Raw genomic sequence first — 17,236 nt, 5'->3', positions numbered from 1 at the left:
TATTTGATATTCATCTCTTATTTGCCCATTGCCTTTCTGACTGTCTGATATAAATCCGGGGACCATTGTTTGGTCAGATCCGGATCTTCATAAAAGCTTATAGCCTCGTTACGGAAGGCTTCCTTTTCTTCCTCTGTCAATTCTTTCACCGTCACGCCCGCATCCTTCAGCGCCTTCAGACTTACCTCATCAGAATCTGCTGCCAGCTCCTGACTGTACAATCCTGCCTCGTGCCCGGAATCTGTGAGCCATTTTTTCTGCTCATCCGTCAGTGTACTATACCAATCTGTACTTGTACACCATGTAGCAAAGTTCAGAACATGTCCGTCGAGAACCAGATACTTAGCGACCTCCTGGAAGCCATTGGCGTAGAGTACATGCAATGGATTCTCTACACCGTCAATGGTTCCCTGCTGAAGTGCTGTGTACACATCTGTCAGCGCCATGGGTGTTGCAGTCGCCCCTACTGCCTCAAACCCTTTTGTCTGGATGGTATTATCCGGTACCCGGATTTTTTTATTCTTAAAGTCTTCTACTTTATTTACAGGGAAGGTTGTCATAGTATGTCTTGTTCCGGATACCCAGTTATCTGCCACAATTGTCAGGCCAAGATCCGCGAGTAGGCTGCACTGCTCTTTCCACCAGTCGCTCTCCACAAGTTTCCAGCAGTCCTCCCAGTTGTCGAATAAATAAGGTCCAAACACAATCCCCATATCTTTTGCTCCGCGATCTGCATAGAATGCGCCGTCTGCAATAGTGATAATAGGCTGGCCCGCCAGAATCTGATCAATAATATCATTGGTGTTCCCCAGCTGACTGGAGGGATATAACTGCATCGTCATCGTTCCCCCGCTCATTTCCTCAAGCTTTTCTTTCCACAATGTACATGCCTTATCATGGGACGTGTCAGGATTGTCAGGATAACCCACTGAAATTACAATCTGTTCCTCCGAAGCCTCCTCCTTTTTCGTTTCCTGCTGAACTGCCTCTTCCGTCCCTTTTTCTTCTTTTGCCCCTGAATCACCGTCTCCGCATGCGGCTAACCCTAATGTCATAATTGCTGCCATTGCTAAAGCTACTAATTTCTTTTTGATCATTTTGCATGTTCTCCTTTTCTTCCTGTTTTTGCTACAATGGTTTCTATAAAACAATCTTTTCTATAATTTCTTCCATTAACTCCTCCCTTCCGAAGCCTCCGGATTTTGATATAATCTGAACCGGTTTTCCATCCATATCAATTCTGGAAAGTACCGTTCCCTGATTCAGCTCACAGATCGGAACCAGCTGTGCTCCGTCTATTTCCTTTACAAATCCCATCAATGTATCACCTCCGGTCACCAAAATGGTGTTCACATCGGTTCTCTTAATCAACTCCTTTATAATTCTGCCCTGGCTGCTTACAATAGCAAACCGGATCTCATTTTTCGACATCCCGCTTTTCTGCGCCTCTGAAAATTCTTTGAAGGCTCCCCGCTCCAGGGTATCTATTATAATTACTTTATTTGTTCTGCACATCCTTTCCAAATAATTCAGAAAGGCTTTTCCTTTTTCTGAATCATAATAGGAATAATCCATCCTTTGCTCCGCGGTGAGGTGTATTCTCAGAATCCCTTTGCTTTCCAAATAATCCATCTGCCTCTCTGTGATGGGATTCAAACTTCCGCATGAGATAATGAGCTTTTCGGTTTTAAAATAAGATTTCTGGCAATTCCCGTGAAGTCCCAGATACTCTGGCAGGTGAGAGGCGCACCCTGCACATCCTGCCAGCATAGACAGCTCATTCTCTTTTTTTAATTCTTCCAGCCTTTCTGTGATATCCCCATCGGTTTCCGCATCGCATACATAAATAACCTTTTCTCCCTCACACATTACGGGTATTTTTTGCCCCACGTTCAGGCTGACCACTTTCACACGGCTCTGGGCACCGATCAAGTCAGGTATGTAGGGGCAGGTAATGGGTTCAAATAAGTCTCTGCCAAACGCCGTCTGGGAAAGGGGGATCCCATCCAGATACTGTACCCCATTTTTTGTAAATCTTCCCAACTCCGGAAAAGCAGGAATAAAATACAGTCTGTCTCTACCGAATTCTTTTAGAACAGCTTCCAGTTCACTCCCAATATTACCACGCAAAGCCGAGTCCGTTTTCTTGTAAATTCTGGGAATTCCCTGTTTCTTTGCCCATCTCACACTCTCCGAAACTTTTTCGCCGGCTTTCTCCACAGAAAGGGGGCGGGTTTCCAAATCTAAGACCAATACTTCTGTATCTGATAATATTCTAATCGTTTCCAAACGTTCTCCTGTATCAATCTGTGTAGGTATTCCCTTCTCCACAAACTGAATCCCTGTATCCAACGCTCCTGTAAAATCATCTGCCAGTATTAGCAGCTGGATCATAAATACTCCCTCCTGTCTAACGGTTCTTGGCCAGAGTGACCGCATAATCAATTGCGTTTTCCAGGCTGGCTGCGTTGGCATTTCCCTTGCCGGCATGCCCGAAAGCGGTTCCATGATCCACAGAAGTGCGGATAATCGGAAGCCCCAGAGTAATATTGACCCCTTTTACGGCATTCCATTCTCTCTTATCCCGGTCATACACAAAACCCACTACTTTTAGGGGAATATGCCCCTGATCATGGTACATAGCTACTACAATATCATACATACCGCCCCTCGCCTTTGAAAAAACAGTGTCTGGAGGAATCGGTCCTTCCGCCAGAATCCCCTCATCCTGCGCTGCTTTTATTGCCGGTTGGATTTCTGTAATCTCCTCCGTCCCGAACAATCCATTTTCCCCACAGTGGGGATTCAAGCCGGCAACCCCAACTTTGGGGTTCTCTATTCCCAATGCTCTGCACGCCTTTTCTGCAATCCGGATCACATCCAGCACTCGTTCCTTCTTCACTTTGTCACAGGCATCTCTCAGCGAAACATGTGTGGAAACGTGTACCACCCGGAGATTTTCATGCGCCAGCAGCATAGTATACTTCTCCGCTCCTGTAAAACGCGCGTAGATTTCAGTATGTCCCGAATAGTGATGCCCTGCAAGATTGAGTGCCTCTTTGTTCAGTGCATTAGTAACTGTAGCGTCAACTTCTCCGTCCATAGCCAGTCTAATAGCCTTCTTCACACTGTGAAATGCCGCATTGCCGCACATAGCGGATACCTTGCCGTATTCCAGCTTTTCCATATCCACCAGTTCCAGATGATAAACATCTATGTATCCAGGAGTGAATCTGGCGTCCTTTATATCTGTTATCTCATGGATTGTCAGCTTCCGCTCCAGCCCAACCAGGCGAACCGCTTTCTCCATTACCCTGGCATCTCCTATAATCAAAGGACGCGCTTTTTGATAAATCTTATCATTTGAAAGTGCCTTGACAGAAATCTCAGGCCCGCTCCCTGCTGGATCTCCCATAGTGATTGCTAAAATTGGTCTGTCCATATTCTCTCCTTCTACTCTAATACCTTCAGATATATATCTCGTATCTCTTCAAGGGTTAAAATTTTTTTATTGTTGTCCAGGAGCCGTTTCTGCTGGCTGCCAGATGCAACCAGAAAATCTAAGTCCTTTTTCTTAACACCAAAGGAATTCAAGTTTACCGGAATCTCTGTATAGGCAACAACCTCTTCTATTTCTCTGATCACCTTATCCGCCATCTCCGTACTGCCAAGCCCCGTTAGTTCCGGCCATACAACACGGCATAATCTGGCAAGCTCGCTCTCACAGGCATCCTTATTCATCTTCATTACATGAGCGAATAAAACAGCATTAGACACCCCATGGGGAATATGAAACCTTCCGCCCAGCGGGTAGGATAAGGCGTGTACCGCCGTTGTACCGCTGCCGGTAATGGCAACTCCCCCATAATAAGCCCCTAGCATTAAGTTCAGCCTGGCATCCAAATTATCAGGCTCCGAATATGCCCGCCGGATATTTTTGAAGATAAGCCTGGCGCTCTCTCCTGCATAAAAATCACTGAGGGGAGTCGCCTTATTAGAAGTAAAACATTCTATCCCATGAGCCAGCGCATCCACACCTGTCGCTGCAATTATGGATTTTGGCAGCTTTTGGATCATCAGCGGATCCAAAAATACATAATCCGGAATCATTTCCTCATTGACTATTCCTTTCTTCACCTGCTCCTCCGGTATGGCTACAATTGCATTGCATGTAGCTTCTGCCCCTGTTCCGCATGTGGTTGGGAACATTACAGTCTTAATCTGTTTCCCTCCTGCTGCAGGGCATCTCATCAAATCCTGTATGGTATATTCCGCTCCCTTCAGAAGTGAGCACAGCTTAGCCGTGTCCATTACACTTCCTCCGCCTACAGCAATTATCAGGTCGCAGGAAAAATCCTCCGCACTCCTGCAGACAGACTCTACTTCCTGATAACTAGGTTCGGGTTTCAGCTCATCCAGAGTACGATATTCTGCTGATTCTGTTCTCAGCTGCTCAAGTACCATTTCAGTCAATCCAGCGCCTTCCACTCCTTTATCTGTAAATACCAGAATCCTTTTAGATTGCTCCCGAACAATAACCTCGTGGAGTCTGGATGTACATCCCTCTCCGCCATAGATACAGGACGGTATCTTTAATTTATAACTCATTTATGTCTCCTCCATTTTTCTTTTAATGCAATTTAAATCATCAGCCGGCTTTTTTGCACTATTTTGTCTCTATCTGTTTTTTTCTTTTCTTTTCCTTTATATTACGTGTTATTTTTTCATTTTGCAACATTTGTATTTTAAATATCGTTTTATTTTGAAACATAATATTAAAAAATTGGTTGATTTTTCAAAAGAAAAAAGATATGATAGAAACAGAAAGTTACAATTTGGAAAGCTTAAAAGGAGGTTTAGAGATATATGATTAAAATACTTGCGATTGCCCCTTATGATGGAATGGCAGAAAGCCTCCTGGCAATCTCTAAAAAACGGCAGGACATCTCCATGACCGTAAAGACAGGCAATCTGCAGACTGGCGTGCAGATTGCAAAAGAATGTATTCACAACAACTATGATGTAATCATTTCCAGAGGAGGAACTGCTAAATTACTTCGTAAGGAATTTGATCTTCCGGTTCTTGAAATATCTATTTCCGTATATGACATGCTCCGTGCTCTTAAGCTTGCACAAAACTATACAGACAAGTTCGCCATAGTAGGATACCCCAGCATTACCAAATGCGCCCGCACCTTATGTGATTTGCTTCAGTATGAAATTGATATCTTTACTTTCTGTGAAGATTCGGAAGTCCTTCCCACTCTCACCGATTTAAAGGACAAGGGGTACCGCATGGTCCTCTGTGATATGATTGGATCTGTGACAGCACATAAAATCGGGCTGAACTCTATCCTTATAACCTCCGGCCCGGAAAGTATTGAAAATTCTATTGATGAAGCAGTAAGCCTCTGCCAATCCTATCAATTTGTTTACAAACAAAAGGAGCTTTTTCAGCAGATGTTTCTCGCCTCTGATTCCGAAGCACTTTTATTCACCGGGGACGGAAAGCTGACCTTTTCCTCCCTCCGGGACGATGAAGAAGATCAGAAAATATTGAAATATATTAAAAAGCTGCTTCCCACCCTGCTGGACGCACCGGTATACAGGGTAGAAAAGAAGCACAACACCTGCATGCTGTCTATTTGCAGTAAGCAGATTTATCATGAGAACCGTCTGTATCTGGCCGTGTACATTCATCGGAAAGCTCTTCTATCTTACTCGGAAGAAAGCTTTCTTACGGTTCAGAACCGGTTGAATACAGGGGAGGAGGACCTGGAAGGGTATTACAACAGCGCCGCTTATGTTGGAAATCTCAGATCTACTATTGAGGATTATGCAAAAACGGCCTATCCTGTTCTGATTCTGGGAGAAAAGGGAACAGGAAAAGGAAAAGCGGCTTCTCTCATCTACGAATTGGGGCTCTATCAGAACAGTCCCTACTACGTAATCGACTGCTGCCTTGTCACCGACAAAAAGTGGAAACAGTTTCTGGAGGATGAAGATTCTCCATTCTGCAATATACATTCAACCATTTATCTAAAAAACACAGAATGCCTCTCAGAAACAGCAGCCGCCCATTTAATTACGTTTCTGGACGGAACCAATGTATGCAAAAGAAACCGCTTTATTTTCTCAGCCGCGGTATCCCGGCCGGATGTCCGGACATTACTGACAGATTACCTAATGAATCACCTTTCCTGCCTGACTCTTTATATCCCCCCTCTCAGAGACCGCAGGGAAGATATCCCCAGTATTATCACCCTTTATCTGAATCAGTTGAATACTGCCGTAGGAAAGGAAATCATCGGATTCGAAGCAGATGCTCTGCAGACGATCCTGGACTTTCCCTGGAAGGAAAACCTGGATCAGTTCAAACGCGTTTTAAAAGAATTAGTAATCACTGCCCGCGGTTCTTACATTACGCAGGACGAAACCCGGGCAGTTTTAAGAAAAGAATCTCCGTCTGTCCCTATCCTGCTTCCAGGCACGGCAGCCGTCAAAATCAATCAGCCGCTGAGCGATATTAATTACGATATCGCCTGTATGATCATAGAAGAAGAGGACGGCAACCAGGCAAAAGCGGCAAAACGGCTGGACATCAGCCGAAGTACCCTCTGGCGTATGCTCAAATCGAGAGAGAATAGTTAAAAAAGACAGGGCAGCACTGTTTCTATCCGTGCTGCCCTGTCTTTGTCAAGTCTCCCACCATAGGAAACCAAACCTCAGGCCCTGATTATTTTCAACATTCGTTTCTTCAAATGTACATTTCTTTCCACACCTCTGCCTCTGTTTCAAGCTCCCTCTGCCCATCAGCGATACATTCAATCACCGGCAGTCCTGTCCTCTGTTCTATCATATACCGGTTATCTCTCTCCATAATACTATCGTCGTGATAATGATTCAGAATAAATCCCCACACCGGCAGTTTATTCTGCTTCATATATTCCGCCGTAAGCACTGCAGAATTGATGCTTCCCAGTCCGGCGTCCGCCACGATCAGGCTCGGAAGCTTCAATTGCCTGATAATGTCCTCCAGCCATAAAACCTTTTTGTCATACCTGATGGGGCAGACAATTCCTCCGCTGCCTTCCATCGTGATGAAAGCATACTCCCGGGAAAGTCTGCGGTATCCGGCCGCTACCTTCTCTAACTCCACAGGATTCCCCTCCAGCTTTGCCGCCAGATGGGGAGATACAGACTGGCGGTAGACATAGGGCACCATGGATGCCAGTGTCTGGCCATTTTGGGAGATTTCTCTCACATACTCCCCATCTCCCGGTATCAGTCCTCCGGGTCCTTCTTCATTCCCGCTGACCGCAGCTTTATAATACCCGGCACGCAGCCCGCCCTCACATAGCTTTTTTATCAAAAGAGCCGTAACATAAGTCTTTCCCACATCTGTGCCGGTGCCTGTAATAAACAGCCCTTTACTCACAGTCTCTCACCACCTCATATCCCAATTCCTTCAGCATCCTTTTATCCTGTTCAATGGTAATTCCTCCGGTAGTCAGCATATCTCCCGTAATTGCCGCATTCGCTCCGGACTGGAAGCATCTTTTCCCTTTATCCGGCATAAGCCCCCGGCCTCCTGCCAGGCGGATATAGGCGTCCGGTACCAGGAATCGGTACACTGCCACAATCCGGCACATTTCCTCAGTCGTGAGTCTCTTGTTCTTCTCATATGGAGTCCCCGGAATAGGATTCAGCATATTTACAGGTATAGATCTTACCCCCAGTTCACGGACTGTCAGCGCAAGATCGATCCTGTCCTCCATAGACTCTCCCAGTCCCATAATCCCTCCGCTGCACACGCTCAGACCTGCAGTCTGGGCAGCCTTCAGCGTGGCAATTTTATCATCGTAGGTATGTGTAGTACAGACATTGGGGAAATAATTGCGTGAGGACTCCAGATTATTATGTACGCGCACAGCCCCGGCCCCTTTTATTTTGCGGAATGCCTCCTCGTCCAGAAGTCCAAAGGATACACAGACGGCCACGTCTGTCTGCTTTCTGATTTCCCGTATGCTGACACAAACCTGATCCACCTCACGGCTGTTTAGTCTCTTTCCGGAGGTAACAATGGAATATCTGGGCACCCCCCTGCTGGCATTGTATTGTGCCTGCTCCACCAGCTTTTCCCCGGATAGCAGGGAATACCCCTGGATTTTTGTGCTGTAATAGGAAGACTGGGCACAGTACTTGCAGTTTTCCGAACATGCTCCATTTTTTCCGTTTATAATAGTGCAAAGATCAAAACGGCTGCCGCAGAAAACCCGGCGTATTTCATCAGCAGCGCTGCAGAGTTCCTCCAAAGGCATCTCTGCAAGCGAGAGAGCCTCCTCTTTGCCCAAGGAATCCCCATTCAGCACCCTATTTTTCAATTCCTTCAGTTTTGTATTCATTGGTTCTCCCTTTCTTCTCTGTAAATTACTGATCCATTCTTTTTATCCGTCCATCTGCGACGCTCTGCCGTCCGGCTGCCTTCAGGGCCATCCCTTTGGCTGCAGGCACCAGACGAACCGCAATCATTGCCGCCGCCAGGCACAGAATTACATCTCCGGGCATATCCAGGGGAAAACAGTCTGCCAGTACCATTGCAAACGCTGTTTTTTCTCCCACATAGAGATTCAGCATCAGATATTTATAGGCCAGACCAATGGTGTAAGTAACCGCGAATCCTGTAAAGGCAGCCCAAAGATATTTCTTATACGAGTTAGCCCTTACTTTCTCAGTCACAAATCCTGCGGCAAAAGCAGCCGCAATAAACCCGATTAGATACCCAAAGCTCGGCCGAAAGATGTATCCAAATCCCCCGCCCGCTGCAAATACAGGCAGCCCGAACAATCCTAAAAGCACATAGACTCCCACGCTTACTGCGCCCAGTCTGCTGCCCAATACCATTCCTGCCATAAGTACAAATAAAAACTGAAGGGTAAAATAATCCATTCCCGGGACCGGTACCTGTATAAACGCCCCAATAGCTATAAGCGCTGTAAACAGCCCTGCATACACCATTTCCATCGCTGTCCATGTTCTCTTCAAGTTCTTTCCTCCTCTTTACTGTAATTGTATTTTGCATCCAAAAATATCATATCGAAAGGTTTATCTATTGTCAACCTATTTTTTATTTAGGTTAACAATATGGATTTTCAATATTTTTCTTGGAAAAAGGGGAAACTTACAGTATCATTATAAGAAATCCTTATGCTTACTATTGTACAAGGGTTTGCATCTGCACTTTTTCACGGAATGTGACTTGAAATAAAAGGAGACAGCGTATGAAAGTATTAGTTACCGGTGCTACCGGACAATTGGGATATGATATTATGAAAGAGTTAAAGAGCAGAGAAATCCCCGCAGTTGGCCTTGGGTCTAAAGACTGTGATATTACAGACCTCTCTGCTGTACTGCACATTGTTGAGGATATCCAGCCGGATGCTGTGATTCACTGTGCCGGCTATACTGCAGTAGACAAAGCGGAGGAAGAACCAGACCTATGTTATACAGTCAATGTAACCGGGACACAGAATCTGATAACTGCCTGCAAAAAAACAGACTGCAGATTCATGTTCGTAAGCTCTGATTATGTGTTTGACGGTCTGGGAGATCGCCCCTGGAAACCGGATGACAAAAGAAACCCCCAAAGCGAATATGGAAAAAGTAAATATCTGGGGGAGCTGGCGGTGGAAAAGCAGCTGGAAAAATATTTTATTGTCCGGATATCCTGGGTATTTGGAATAAACGGAAATAACTTCGTCAAAGCCATCTTAAAACGGGCAAATTCCGGTCAGACAGTCTCCGTAGTAGCGGATCAGATCGGTTCTCCCACCTATACTCCGGATGCTGCAAAATTAATGGCTGATATGATTCAGACAGAGGCGTACGGCACCTACCATATTACCAACGAGGGCTGCTGCTCCTGGTATGAGTTTGCCTGCCGAATCTTAGCCGAATCTCATATAGATATCACCGTTCATCCTCTAACTGCAGAAGAGTACGGTGCAAAGGCAAGACGGCCCAAAAACAGCCGCCTGGATAAGTCCTGTCTGACCGATAACGGTTTCCGACTTCTGCCCCGCTGGGAAGATGCCCTGAAAAGATTCTTAAAAGAATACCATTCGTAGGTTCTTCCGATACTCAGGTGAGAGATTCTGCGGCGGAGACTCTCTCACCGTCTGTCCGCCATTTGTTTTATCCTTCCCAAAACCCTCTCAAACCTTTCTTCTCCTCTGAGAAAGTCCAGGCTTTCATCTTCCTCCATTGCTTTTATCATCATAAATGCAATATTCCCGGTCTCCCTCTTCGTGTATGCCAAGTGGCTGTACAATTCCGATTTCCGGTAAGGCGCGATATCCTCCAAGCCGTCGGTCATCTCTTCCAGCAGGCACAGGCAAGCCTCTTTGTCCTTCCTCATATATGCCAGTGAGAATTCCGGGGAGGCCTCCATGTACTTTCCCATCTCCAGTATTTCCGCAAGTTTTTTCTGCTTTTGGGCAATCCGTTCTGCCTTACCCATATGGTTCTCTTTTATTGCCAGGGCACTGATCCCCTGCAGACACCAGGTGAGATCGCTGTATCCCTGAAACAGCATCCGTTCATACAATTCATATGCCTGATCATTCTTTTCCTGTTTTGCGTACAGCAGCGCCCTGTATCTCATGGAATTCACTTTCTGCTGGGGAATCTTATCCAGATACTGTTCTGCCTGTTCATACTGCTCTTTTTTTAGGGCGATCAGAAAAAGAGCCGTTAAAGCAGTATGAACAGCGGCAGAATCTGTACTGTCCAGTATCCGCCTGTAAAGACTGCAGATCTCCTCATCATACTTCTCTGCCTCCGGTATCTGGAGTATGTCTCTGTAAGCGTCCAAAACCTGGACAACAGACAGGATCAGAGCCTCACAGCCGGGGTATTCCTGAATCACACCCAAGCCCCATTGGAACACTGTACCATACTCCTCCTTTTTCATACGCGCACTTAACTGGGTGAGTATCTCCTGGATTTCCTGATCTGTCAGCTCCTCACGATAAGATAAAAGTGTATCGGTTGTAATACCAAGCAGGCGGGCAATGGGGGCCAGCAGGGTGATATCCGGATAAGAGTTGCCATTCTCCCATTTATTCACTGCCGGGGGCGTAACGCCCAGACGTCTTGCCATCTCCTCCTGCGTCATCTGTTTCTCTTTTCTGAATGTCCTGATTACCTTTCCTAACTCCATGGGTTTCCCTCCTGTACTATAATCCTGCATCGGCCTTTGCTGCTTATAGAATAGCAGAAGTTCAGAAAATGTACTACTGAACCTTCGTTAACTATTATGAAATAATATTAACCGGCAGTTATTTCAGACGCATAAAAATCTCCGGGAAACTTCTGCATCCCGGAGGTTTTTTCTATTGTTTGCCTCATACTTTCCATACTGTTATCTGAAATCAATTGCCACCTTCAAGTCTCCATATTTTCCTGTGGCATGTTCAAATGCTTTCTCCCATTCCTCAATGGGGAACATGGCAGAGACAACACCTTCTGTTTTCAGATTTTTACTCATAATATTTTCTATCACGAAAGGATAGCAGTAGGGACTCAGGTGGGATCCTAAAATATCCAGTTCCTTCCGATCTCCAATGACAGACCAATCGACTGTTGTGGGGGATCCAAATACACTGAATTCAACAAAACGCCCCAGCTTCCTCACCATATTCAGTCCCTGGATAACGCTGGAGGGGTGGCCGGTGGCTTCTATATAGACATCACATCCGTATCCACCCGTCAGTTCCATAATGTTTTTTACGACATCACAGGTACCCGGATTCCACACCATGTCAGCCCCGAATTCCATGGCCTTCTGGAGCCTTTCTTCTTTCATGTCCAAAACTATCAGTTTCCTAGGATTCTTCCTTCTGGCATAAGTAACCATCCCCAGTCCCAGGGTTCCCGCACCTGAGATCACCAGGATGTCTTCATTCGTCACCTGCCCCCGGTCTACCGCATGTTTGGAGCATCCGTAAGGCTCAATTAAAAGTGCCTCCTCCGCTGTCATTTCTTCCGGTACACGAGACAGTACAGCCGTGCGGGGATATTTCACATATTCCGCCATCCCGCCATTGTTGCATTCCTGAAAACCAAAGATATTATGAGGCTGGCACATCCAGTAATGTCCGTCCCTGCAAAACCTGCACGCTCCGCAGGGTACGATCTGATCTGCGATCAGGCGTTCCCCCAGCACAAAGTCCCTAACATTTTCTCCCAGCTCCACAATATGCCCAAAGAACTCATGCCCGGGGATAAACGGAGGCTTTACCCAGGGCGGCTGCATCTCATCTCCCCAAAACATAGCTGCACCGTGGCTGCATTTGAGATCTCCTGCACAGATACCGCAAGCCTCTGTCTTGATAATAATATCGTCCGGCCCGCATTCAGGGGTAGGATATCCGGTTTCCAGACGATAGTCATCCTTTCCATATGCCACCAATGCCTTCATAACCTCAGGTATCTTTCTCTCTTTCTTCATCTTTTTCATCCTCTCTACGACTATGCTCTGGACTTTTTCTGGAGTGTCTGCATAAATACTGCACACAAAATGATCAGGCCTTTTACTACCTGCTGTGTATAAGCAGATACTTTTGTCAGGTTCATAATATTACCAATCATTCCAATCACAAAGACGCCGATTAGTACTCTTCCGGCAGTACCTTTCCCGCCGTTCAGACTAACACCGCCGATTACCGTAATGGCTATGGCATCCAGTTCAAAGCCGTCTCCGGTAAGGGGGGAACCTACTCCCGTCCTTGAAGAATTTAATATGGCCGCTGTCGCAGCAAATAACCCGGATACCACATAGACAGAAAATTTATAGATTCTGCTGCGTATGCCCGATAAGCGCACGGCCTCCTCATTGCTTCCAATAGCAGTTACTATACGTCCGTACGTCGTATACCGCAGAACAAACCAAATGAGCAGAAAGATAAGAATCATGAGATATGTCTGCTTTGGAATTCCCAAAAACGTACCATATCCAAAAGCAAGAAAATCCGGGTGTTTAATAGAGATGGACGCCCCCTTACAGATTATGTAAGCGTAGCCTCTGGCCACTGTCATAACAGACAGCGTAACCACAAAAGGCTGCAGATTTCGGTACGCCACAAAGTATCCGGAGATTGCCCCGCAGGCAGCTCCCACCAGCAGGGTTACCCCAATGGAATATCCCAGGCTGTGTGTCTGCATCATAAATGCAAAGATGACATTTCCCACCCCAACGATGGAGCCCACGGAGAGGTCAATCCCCCCTGTAAGTATAACCAAAAGCATTCCCATTGCAATGATCCCAATCCCTGCATTCTGCTTCAGAAGATTGGTTAGATTCTGCACTTGCATAAAGTTTGTCGTTAACAGTGAAGCTATAATTACAATAACACAAAACACGATAACGGTATTCCATTTTTCAAAAAACTCACTTACAGTGATTTTGTGCTTTCCTTTCTTTTCCATGACTCATATACCTCCTGCCTTAAGGGATTGTTCTGAACTGTTGTTTACAGAACAGTGAATAATATTGTGTTTAGTGAGTTCCTCCTGTTCCAGAATACCCTTAGCCAGACCTTTGTGCATCACCAGTACCCGGTGGCACAGGCCGCAGATCTCTTCCATTTCTGAGGAGGCAATAATGATTGATTTTCCCTGCCTGGCTAATTCATGAATAATTCCATAAATCTCCATCTTAGCTCCAATATCCACCCCACGGGTGGGTTCGTCTAGAATCAGCACATCGCTGTCCACACTGAGCCACTTAGCCAGGGATACCTTCTGCTGGTTGCCCCCTGACAGATCTCCTGTAAGGGTTTCTGAACCGTTAGATTTGATGGAGAGCCTGCGAATCATTTCCTCCACATACTTCTTTTCTTTTTTTATATGAAATACCATGCATTTACTCACCTTTTTCATGGATGCCATGGTAACATTTTCCCGTATTTTCATATCCAGCAGAACCCCGTCCTCTTTTCTGCTCTCAGATAAGTAGGTAATTCCATTTTTAACACCTTCATAAGGAGAAGCAGGGCGAATTTTCCTTCCCTTCAACACAATCTCTCCCCGTGCACCCTTGTCTGCCCCGAAAATGGCCCGGGCTGTCTCCGTTTTTCCGCTGCCCACCAATCCCGCGATTCCGAATATCTCTCCCTTATGCAGCGCAAAGCTTACACTCCGTACCATATTGCCCAGGTTCAGGTCTTTCACTTCCAGCACTGTCTCATTTCCCGCCGCTGTTTTTTCCGGATACAGAGACTGTACACTTCGCCCCAGCATATCAGAGACAATCTTGTCCATTGACGTTTCCTCCGTGCGGTTATGGCTGACCACCTCTCCGTCCCGGAGTACTGTAATCTCATCTGACAGCTGGAATACTTCATCCAGCCGATGAGAAATATATACAATGCTGGTTCCCTGCTCTCTCAGATGCCTCAGAACCTGAAATAGCTTTTCCGTCTCATAGGGCGATAATACAGCGGTAGGCTCATCCAGCACAAGGACGCGGGCATCCTCTCCCAGAGCTTTGGCAATCTCTACAATCTGCTGATAGGCAACGCTCAATTCCTCTACCTTCTGACGAGGTTCAATCTGAAATCCTATCTTATCAATAATTTCCCCCGCCCTTTGATTCAGTTCCTTCCAGGATATAAAGCCTTTTCCCAGGTTCATACGGTTAATAAAGATATTTTCCGCCACCGAAAGATCCGGGGCAAGGGCAAACTCCTGATAGATAATTCCCACGCCTGCCTTTTTCATTCCCAGAGTGCTGCCTCCTGAAATCTCTTTCCCCTCTATAATAATCTTTCCGCTGTCTTTGGTATATGCACCAGACAATATTTTCATCAGGGTGGATTTTCCAGCCCCATTTTCACCTACCAGGGCATGAATAGTTCCCTTTTCAATCTGAAAAGATACCTCCTTCAGCGCATGGACTCCGCCAAAGGTCTTCGTGATCTCCTCCATCTCAACTGCGTATTGTTTTCCCATACCCCCATCTCCTTCTCTTATCCGCACAGCGGGAAGACCTTCCCGCCGCGCGCTGTCTGTTCTGTTTCTTAGAATGCTGAATCAGGGTCGTAGTACTCGTCTACATTGTCTATAGTTACGCAGGCACTTGGTGTATAGGTTCTGTAAGGGAAGGAAGTCTCTCCCTGCTGAATTTTCTGGGCTGTCTCCACTGCCGTCTGTCCCAGAAGTGTCATTGAGTTCAGTCCGGTAGCTTTATAGGCTCCCCCTTCCTTAATCAGTTCAAAGGCTTCTTTCTGACCGTCGGCATCTGCCACTATCATAACCTTGTCCAACATCCCCGCGTCCTGCAAAATCTTATAACACTCAATCGCCATAACATCCGCCTCGGCAAATACCACGTTAAACTCTTCATTCAGAGCCATAATATCTTCCATTGCTGTCACAGTTGCATCTGCAAACCACTCAGTGTATGCCTGAGCTACGATCTCAACCTTGGCATCGCTTCCCTGCCTCAGCTGTTCTTCCACAATTCCCTCAATAAAGCTGGAACGGCGGACACGCGATACCTCTGCACCCTTTGCGCCGCTGATGCAGACAATCTTTATATCCTGTCCCTTCAAAGTATCAGCCACAAAATTACCTACCAGCACTCCATTCTGATGATTATCTGCCTGAATGGTAGTGGCCAGCTGCGCCTCATCGCTCAGTGCATTGTCCACAGCGATCACGCGGATTCCCTGAGCAGCGACATTGTTTATAACCGGTGTCAGAACATCGGGGTCATAAGTGTTTACAAAAATCACATCGCATCCCTGGGCCGCCAGATCCTCAATATCTGAGATTTGCTTATCCAGGCTTTCCTGGGCATCGGTACACACATATTCATATCCAAGCTCCTCACAGCCTTTTCGGATCTCGGCTTCCATTGTGATATAGGAGGGATGTACCAGCACATTCATGGATAAACCCACCTTAAAATCTGCAGCATCCTTTTTCTCACCGCTCTCACTTCCACCGGACGTCTCTGCTGTCCCTGTTTCCTTTTTGTCTCCGCATCCGCTAAGACCTGCCATAGCTAATACTGCTGCCAACAAAATAGCCAACATTCTTTTCATGTCTTTTCCTCCTTTTGCTTTCCTTTAGTTCTCTGCATATCTATATTGATGTACGCTTTCCACCAGCGCCTCAAAGTTCTTCAGAGGCACATTTCTCATAATATTAATGGGTGCGCAGAACATCCTTCCGTATTGGCCCAGAGTTTCAATCGTCTCCTTCACATTGGATTTCACCTGCTCCGGAGTTCCGAAGGTGAGTGTATCCTGAGTGTCAAACCCCCCGTAAAACACAAGGCGGCTTCCGTAACGCCGGGAGAGTTCCCGGATATCCATAGCCGCGGCCTGAACCGGATGGATGGCATCAAGTCCAATCTCAATCATTTCATCCAAAAACTGTTCACAGTCCCCGCAGCTGTGGTGTACCACCGGGAGTCCATGTCTTTTATACACACCCCAAATTTGTTCCAGACGGGGTTTGTAAAGTTTCCTCCACAGAGGCAGCGACATAATGGGGCCTCCTTGGGTACCAAAGTCATCCCCGCTATGCCCATAAGTAACTCCTCTTCGGCAGATCTCTTCTGCCATTTCCACACGGTACTGAGTAATCCTGTCTAAAAGAATTTCTACCTTCTCCGTCTCCTCATACATATCCATCATAAAATCCTCAAAGCCCCGGATGAGATATCCCTTCTCAAAGGGGCCGAAATATTGCGCCACATCAACAGATAGATTCCTGTCTATATACCCCTGAATGTTTGTATCTACCACATAAAAGTTCTCTTTTCTTGTGGGATTCGGCGCCTGGATCTTGTCCAAACCTTCCCAGTCCTTCAGGGGACTGGAAACTGGAAGCTGCCCGTCGCTTACCATATTCCATCCAATTCCCCACTGATCAAAGCAGAGGTCAGGATCTTCGGGATTAGGGTAAGCGAATCCATGATCGAAGGCATATTTCATAAGCGACTTATTCTGCAAAAACAGCTCTATCTCATCCATCACATACAAATGACGTACATCATTTTCCAGATACGTCAAAAATTCTTCCTCTTCCATGCCGTAATGACCGGCGAATACCTGCAGCGCCGTATCATCTGCGAAATGAAAATCTACAGGCAGACGATCCGCCGGTTTCCCTGTCAGAACTGCCTGCACACGTTCTCTACTGTTCATGCCATCCCTCTTTCCTA

15 protein-coding genes are annotated in these 17,236 nt (G+C 46.3%); 2 read left to right on the top strand and 13 right to left on the bottom strand.

Annotation, left to right across the window (positions count from 1 at the left end):
• Positions 1–17: 17 nt before the first annotated feature.
• The 4 genes from BUA56_RS04970 to BUA56_RS04955 are packed head-to-tail and all read right to left on the bottom strand — an operon-like array spanning position 18 to position 4,608.
• A complete protein-coding gene (locus BUA56_RS04970) occupies positions 18–1,097 on the bottom strand; it encodes a C4-dicarboxylate TRAP transporter substrate-binding protein (RefSeq protein ID WP_072849522.1) in 1,080 nt (359 codons plus the stop codon).
• Positions 1,098–1,140: 43 nt separating this feature from the next.
• The gene (locus BUA56_RS04965; protein ID WP_072849520.1) at positions 1,141–2,394 is read right to left on the bottom strand and encodes a four-carbon acid sugar kinase family protein; all 1,254 of its coding nucleotides are present in this window, start codon (positions 2,392–2,394) and stop codon (positions 1,141–1,143) included.
• Positions 2,395–2,410: 16 nt separating this feature from the next.
• Entirely contained in the window at positions 2,411–3,442 is a 1,032-nt protein-coding gene (gene pdxA, locus BUA56_RS04960; protein WP_072849519.1) for a 4-hydroxythreonine-4-phosphate dehydrogenase PdxA, read from the bottom strand.
• 11 nt (positions 3,443–3,453) lie between these two features.
• Entirely contained in the window at positions 3,454–4,608 is a 1,155-nt protein-coding gene (locus BUA56_RS04955) for an iron-containing alcohol dehydrogenase (protein ID WP_072849517.1), read from the bottom strand.
• A 258-nt stretch (positions 4,609–4,866) separates the two neighbouring features.
• On the opposite strand from BUA56_RS04955, the gene BUA56_RS04950 reads away from it, so the two are divergent.
• The gene (locus BUA56_RS04950) at positions 4,867–6,651 is read left to right on the top strand and encodes a sigma-54-dependent transcriptional regulator (RefSeq protein WP_072849516.1); all 1,785 of its coding nucleotides are present in this window, start codon (positions 4,867–4,869) and stop codon (positions 6,649–6,651) included.
• A gap of 106 nt (positions 6,652–6,757) precedes the next feature.
• Here BUA56_RS04950 and bioD read toward each other — a convergent pair whose 3' ends face one another.
• From bioD to BUA56_RS04935, 3 genes are read right to left on the bottom strand one after another with little or no spacing between them, the layout of a single operon-like run.
• On the bottom strand, positions 6,758–7,438 hold the full coding sequence (gene bioD / locus BUA56_RS04945) for a dethiobiotin synthase (RefSeq protein WP_072849515.1): 681 nt from the start codon (positions 7,436–7,438) through the stop codon (positions 6,758–6,760).
• Positions 7,431–8,405, bottom strand: coding sequence for a biotin synthase BioB (gene bioB / locus BUA56_RS04940; protein WP_072849514.1), 975 nt, complete (start codon positions 8,403–8,405; stop codon positions 7,431–7,433). The genes bioD and bioB overlap by 8 nt, the downstream gene beginning before the upstream one ends.
• A gap of 25 nt (positions 8,406–8,430) precedes the next feature.
• Positions 8,431–9,024 carry a biotin transporter BioY gene (locus tag BUA56_RS04935; RefSeq protein ID WP_072849768.1) on the bottom strand — a complete coding sequence of 198 codons (594 nt, stop codon included), beginning with the start codon at positions 9,022–9,024 and terminating at the stop codon, positions 8,431–8,433.
• Between the two features lie 257 nt (positions 9,025–9,281).
• On the opposite strand from BUA56_RS04935, the gene rfbD reads away from it, so the two are divergent.
• Positions 9,282–10,127: a dTDP-4-dehydrorhamnose reductase gene (gene rfbD, locus BUA56_RS04930; RefSeq protein ID WP_072849512.1), complete on the top strand. Its 846-nt coding sequence runs from the start codon at positions 9,282–9,284 to the stop codon at positions 10,125–10,127.
• A gap of 44 nt (positions 10,128–10,171) precedes the next feature.
• On the opposite strand, the gene BUA56_RS04925 is transcribed toward rfbD, so the two are convergent.
• The 6 genes from BUA56_RS04925 to BUA56_RS04900 all read right to left on the bottom strand — a co-directional run bounded on the left by BUA56_RS04925 (position 10,172) and on the right by BUA56_RS04900 (position 17,219).
• A complete protein-coding gene (locus BUA56_RS04925) occupies positions 10,172–11,221 on the bottom strand; it encodes a helix-turn-helix domain-containing protein (RefSeq protein WP_072849511.1) in 1,050 nt (349 codons plus the stop codon).
• A 201-nt stretch (positions 11,222–11,422) separates the two neighbouring features.
• The gene (locus tag BUA56_RS04920; RefSeq protein ID WP_072849509.1) at positions 11,423–12,511 is read right to left on the bottom strand and encodes an alcohol dehydrogenase catalytic domain-containing protein; all 1,089 of its coding nucleotides are present in this window, start codon (positions 12,509–12,511) and stop codon (positions 11,423–11,425) included.
• A 20-nt stretch (positions 12,512–12,531) separates the two neighbouring features.
• On the bottom strand, positions 12,532–13,488 hold the full coding sequence (locus BUA56_RS04915) for an ABC transporter permease (RefSeq protein ID WP_072849508.1): 957 nt from the start codon (positions 13,486–13,488) through the stop codon (positions 12,532–12,534).
• 3 nt (positions 13,489–13,491) lie between these two features.
• Entirely contained in the window at positions 13,492–15,012 is a 1,521-nt protein-coding gene (locus BUA56_RS04910) for a sugar ABC transporter ATP-binding protein (protein WP_072849507.1), read from the bottom strand.
• 68 nt (positions 15,013–15,080) lie between these two features.
• Complete coding sequence (locus BUA56_RS04905; protein WP_072849505.1) at positions 15,081–16,109, bottom strand: sugar ABC transporter substrate-binding protein; 1,029 nt, start codon at positions 16,107–16,109, stop codon at positions 15,081–15,083.
• 24 nt (positions 16,110–16,133) lie between these two features.
• Entirely contained in the window at positions 16,134–17,219 is a 1,086-nt protein-coding gene (locus BUA56_RS04900; protein ID WP_072849504.1) for a uroporphyrinogen decarboxylase family protein, read from the bottom strand.
• Positions 17,220–17,236 lie beyond the last annotated feature (17 nt).

The sequence above is a fragment of the Lactonifactor longoviformis DSM 17459 genome (assembly GCF_900129135.1).
GTDB classification, from domain to species: domain Bacteria; phylum Bacillota; class Clostridia; order Lachnospirales; family Lachnospiraceae; genus Lactonifactor; species Lactonifactor longoviformis.
This window is presented reverse-complemented; position numbering and strand designations above follow the sequence as displayed.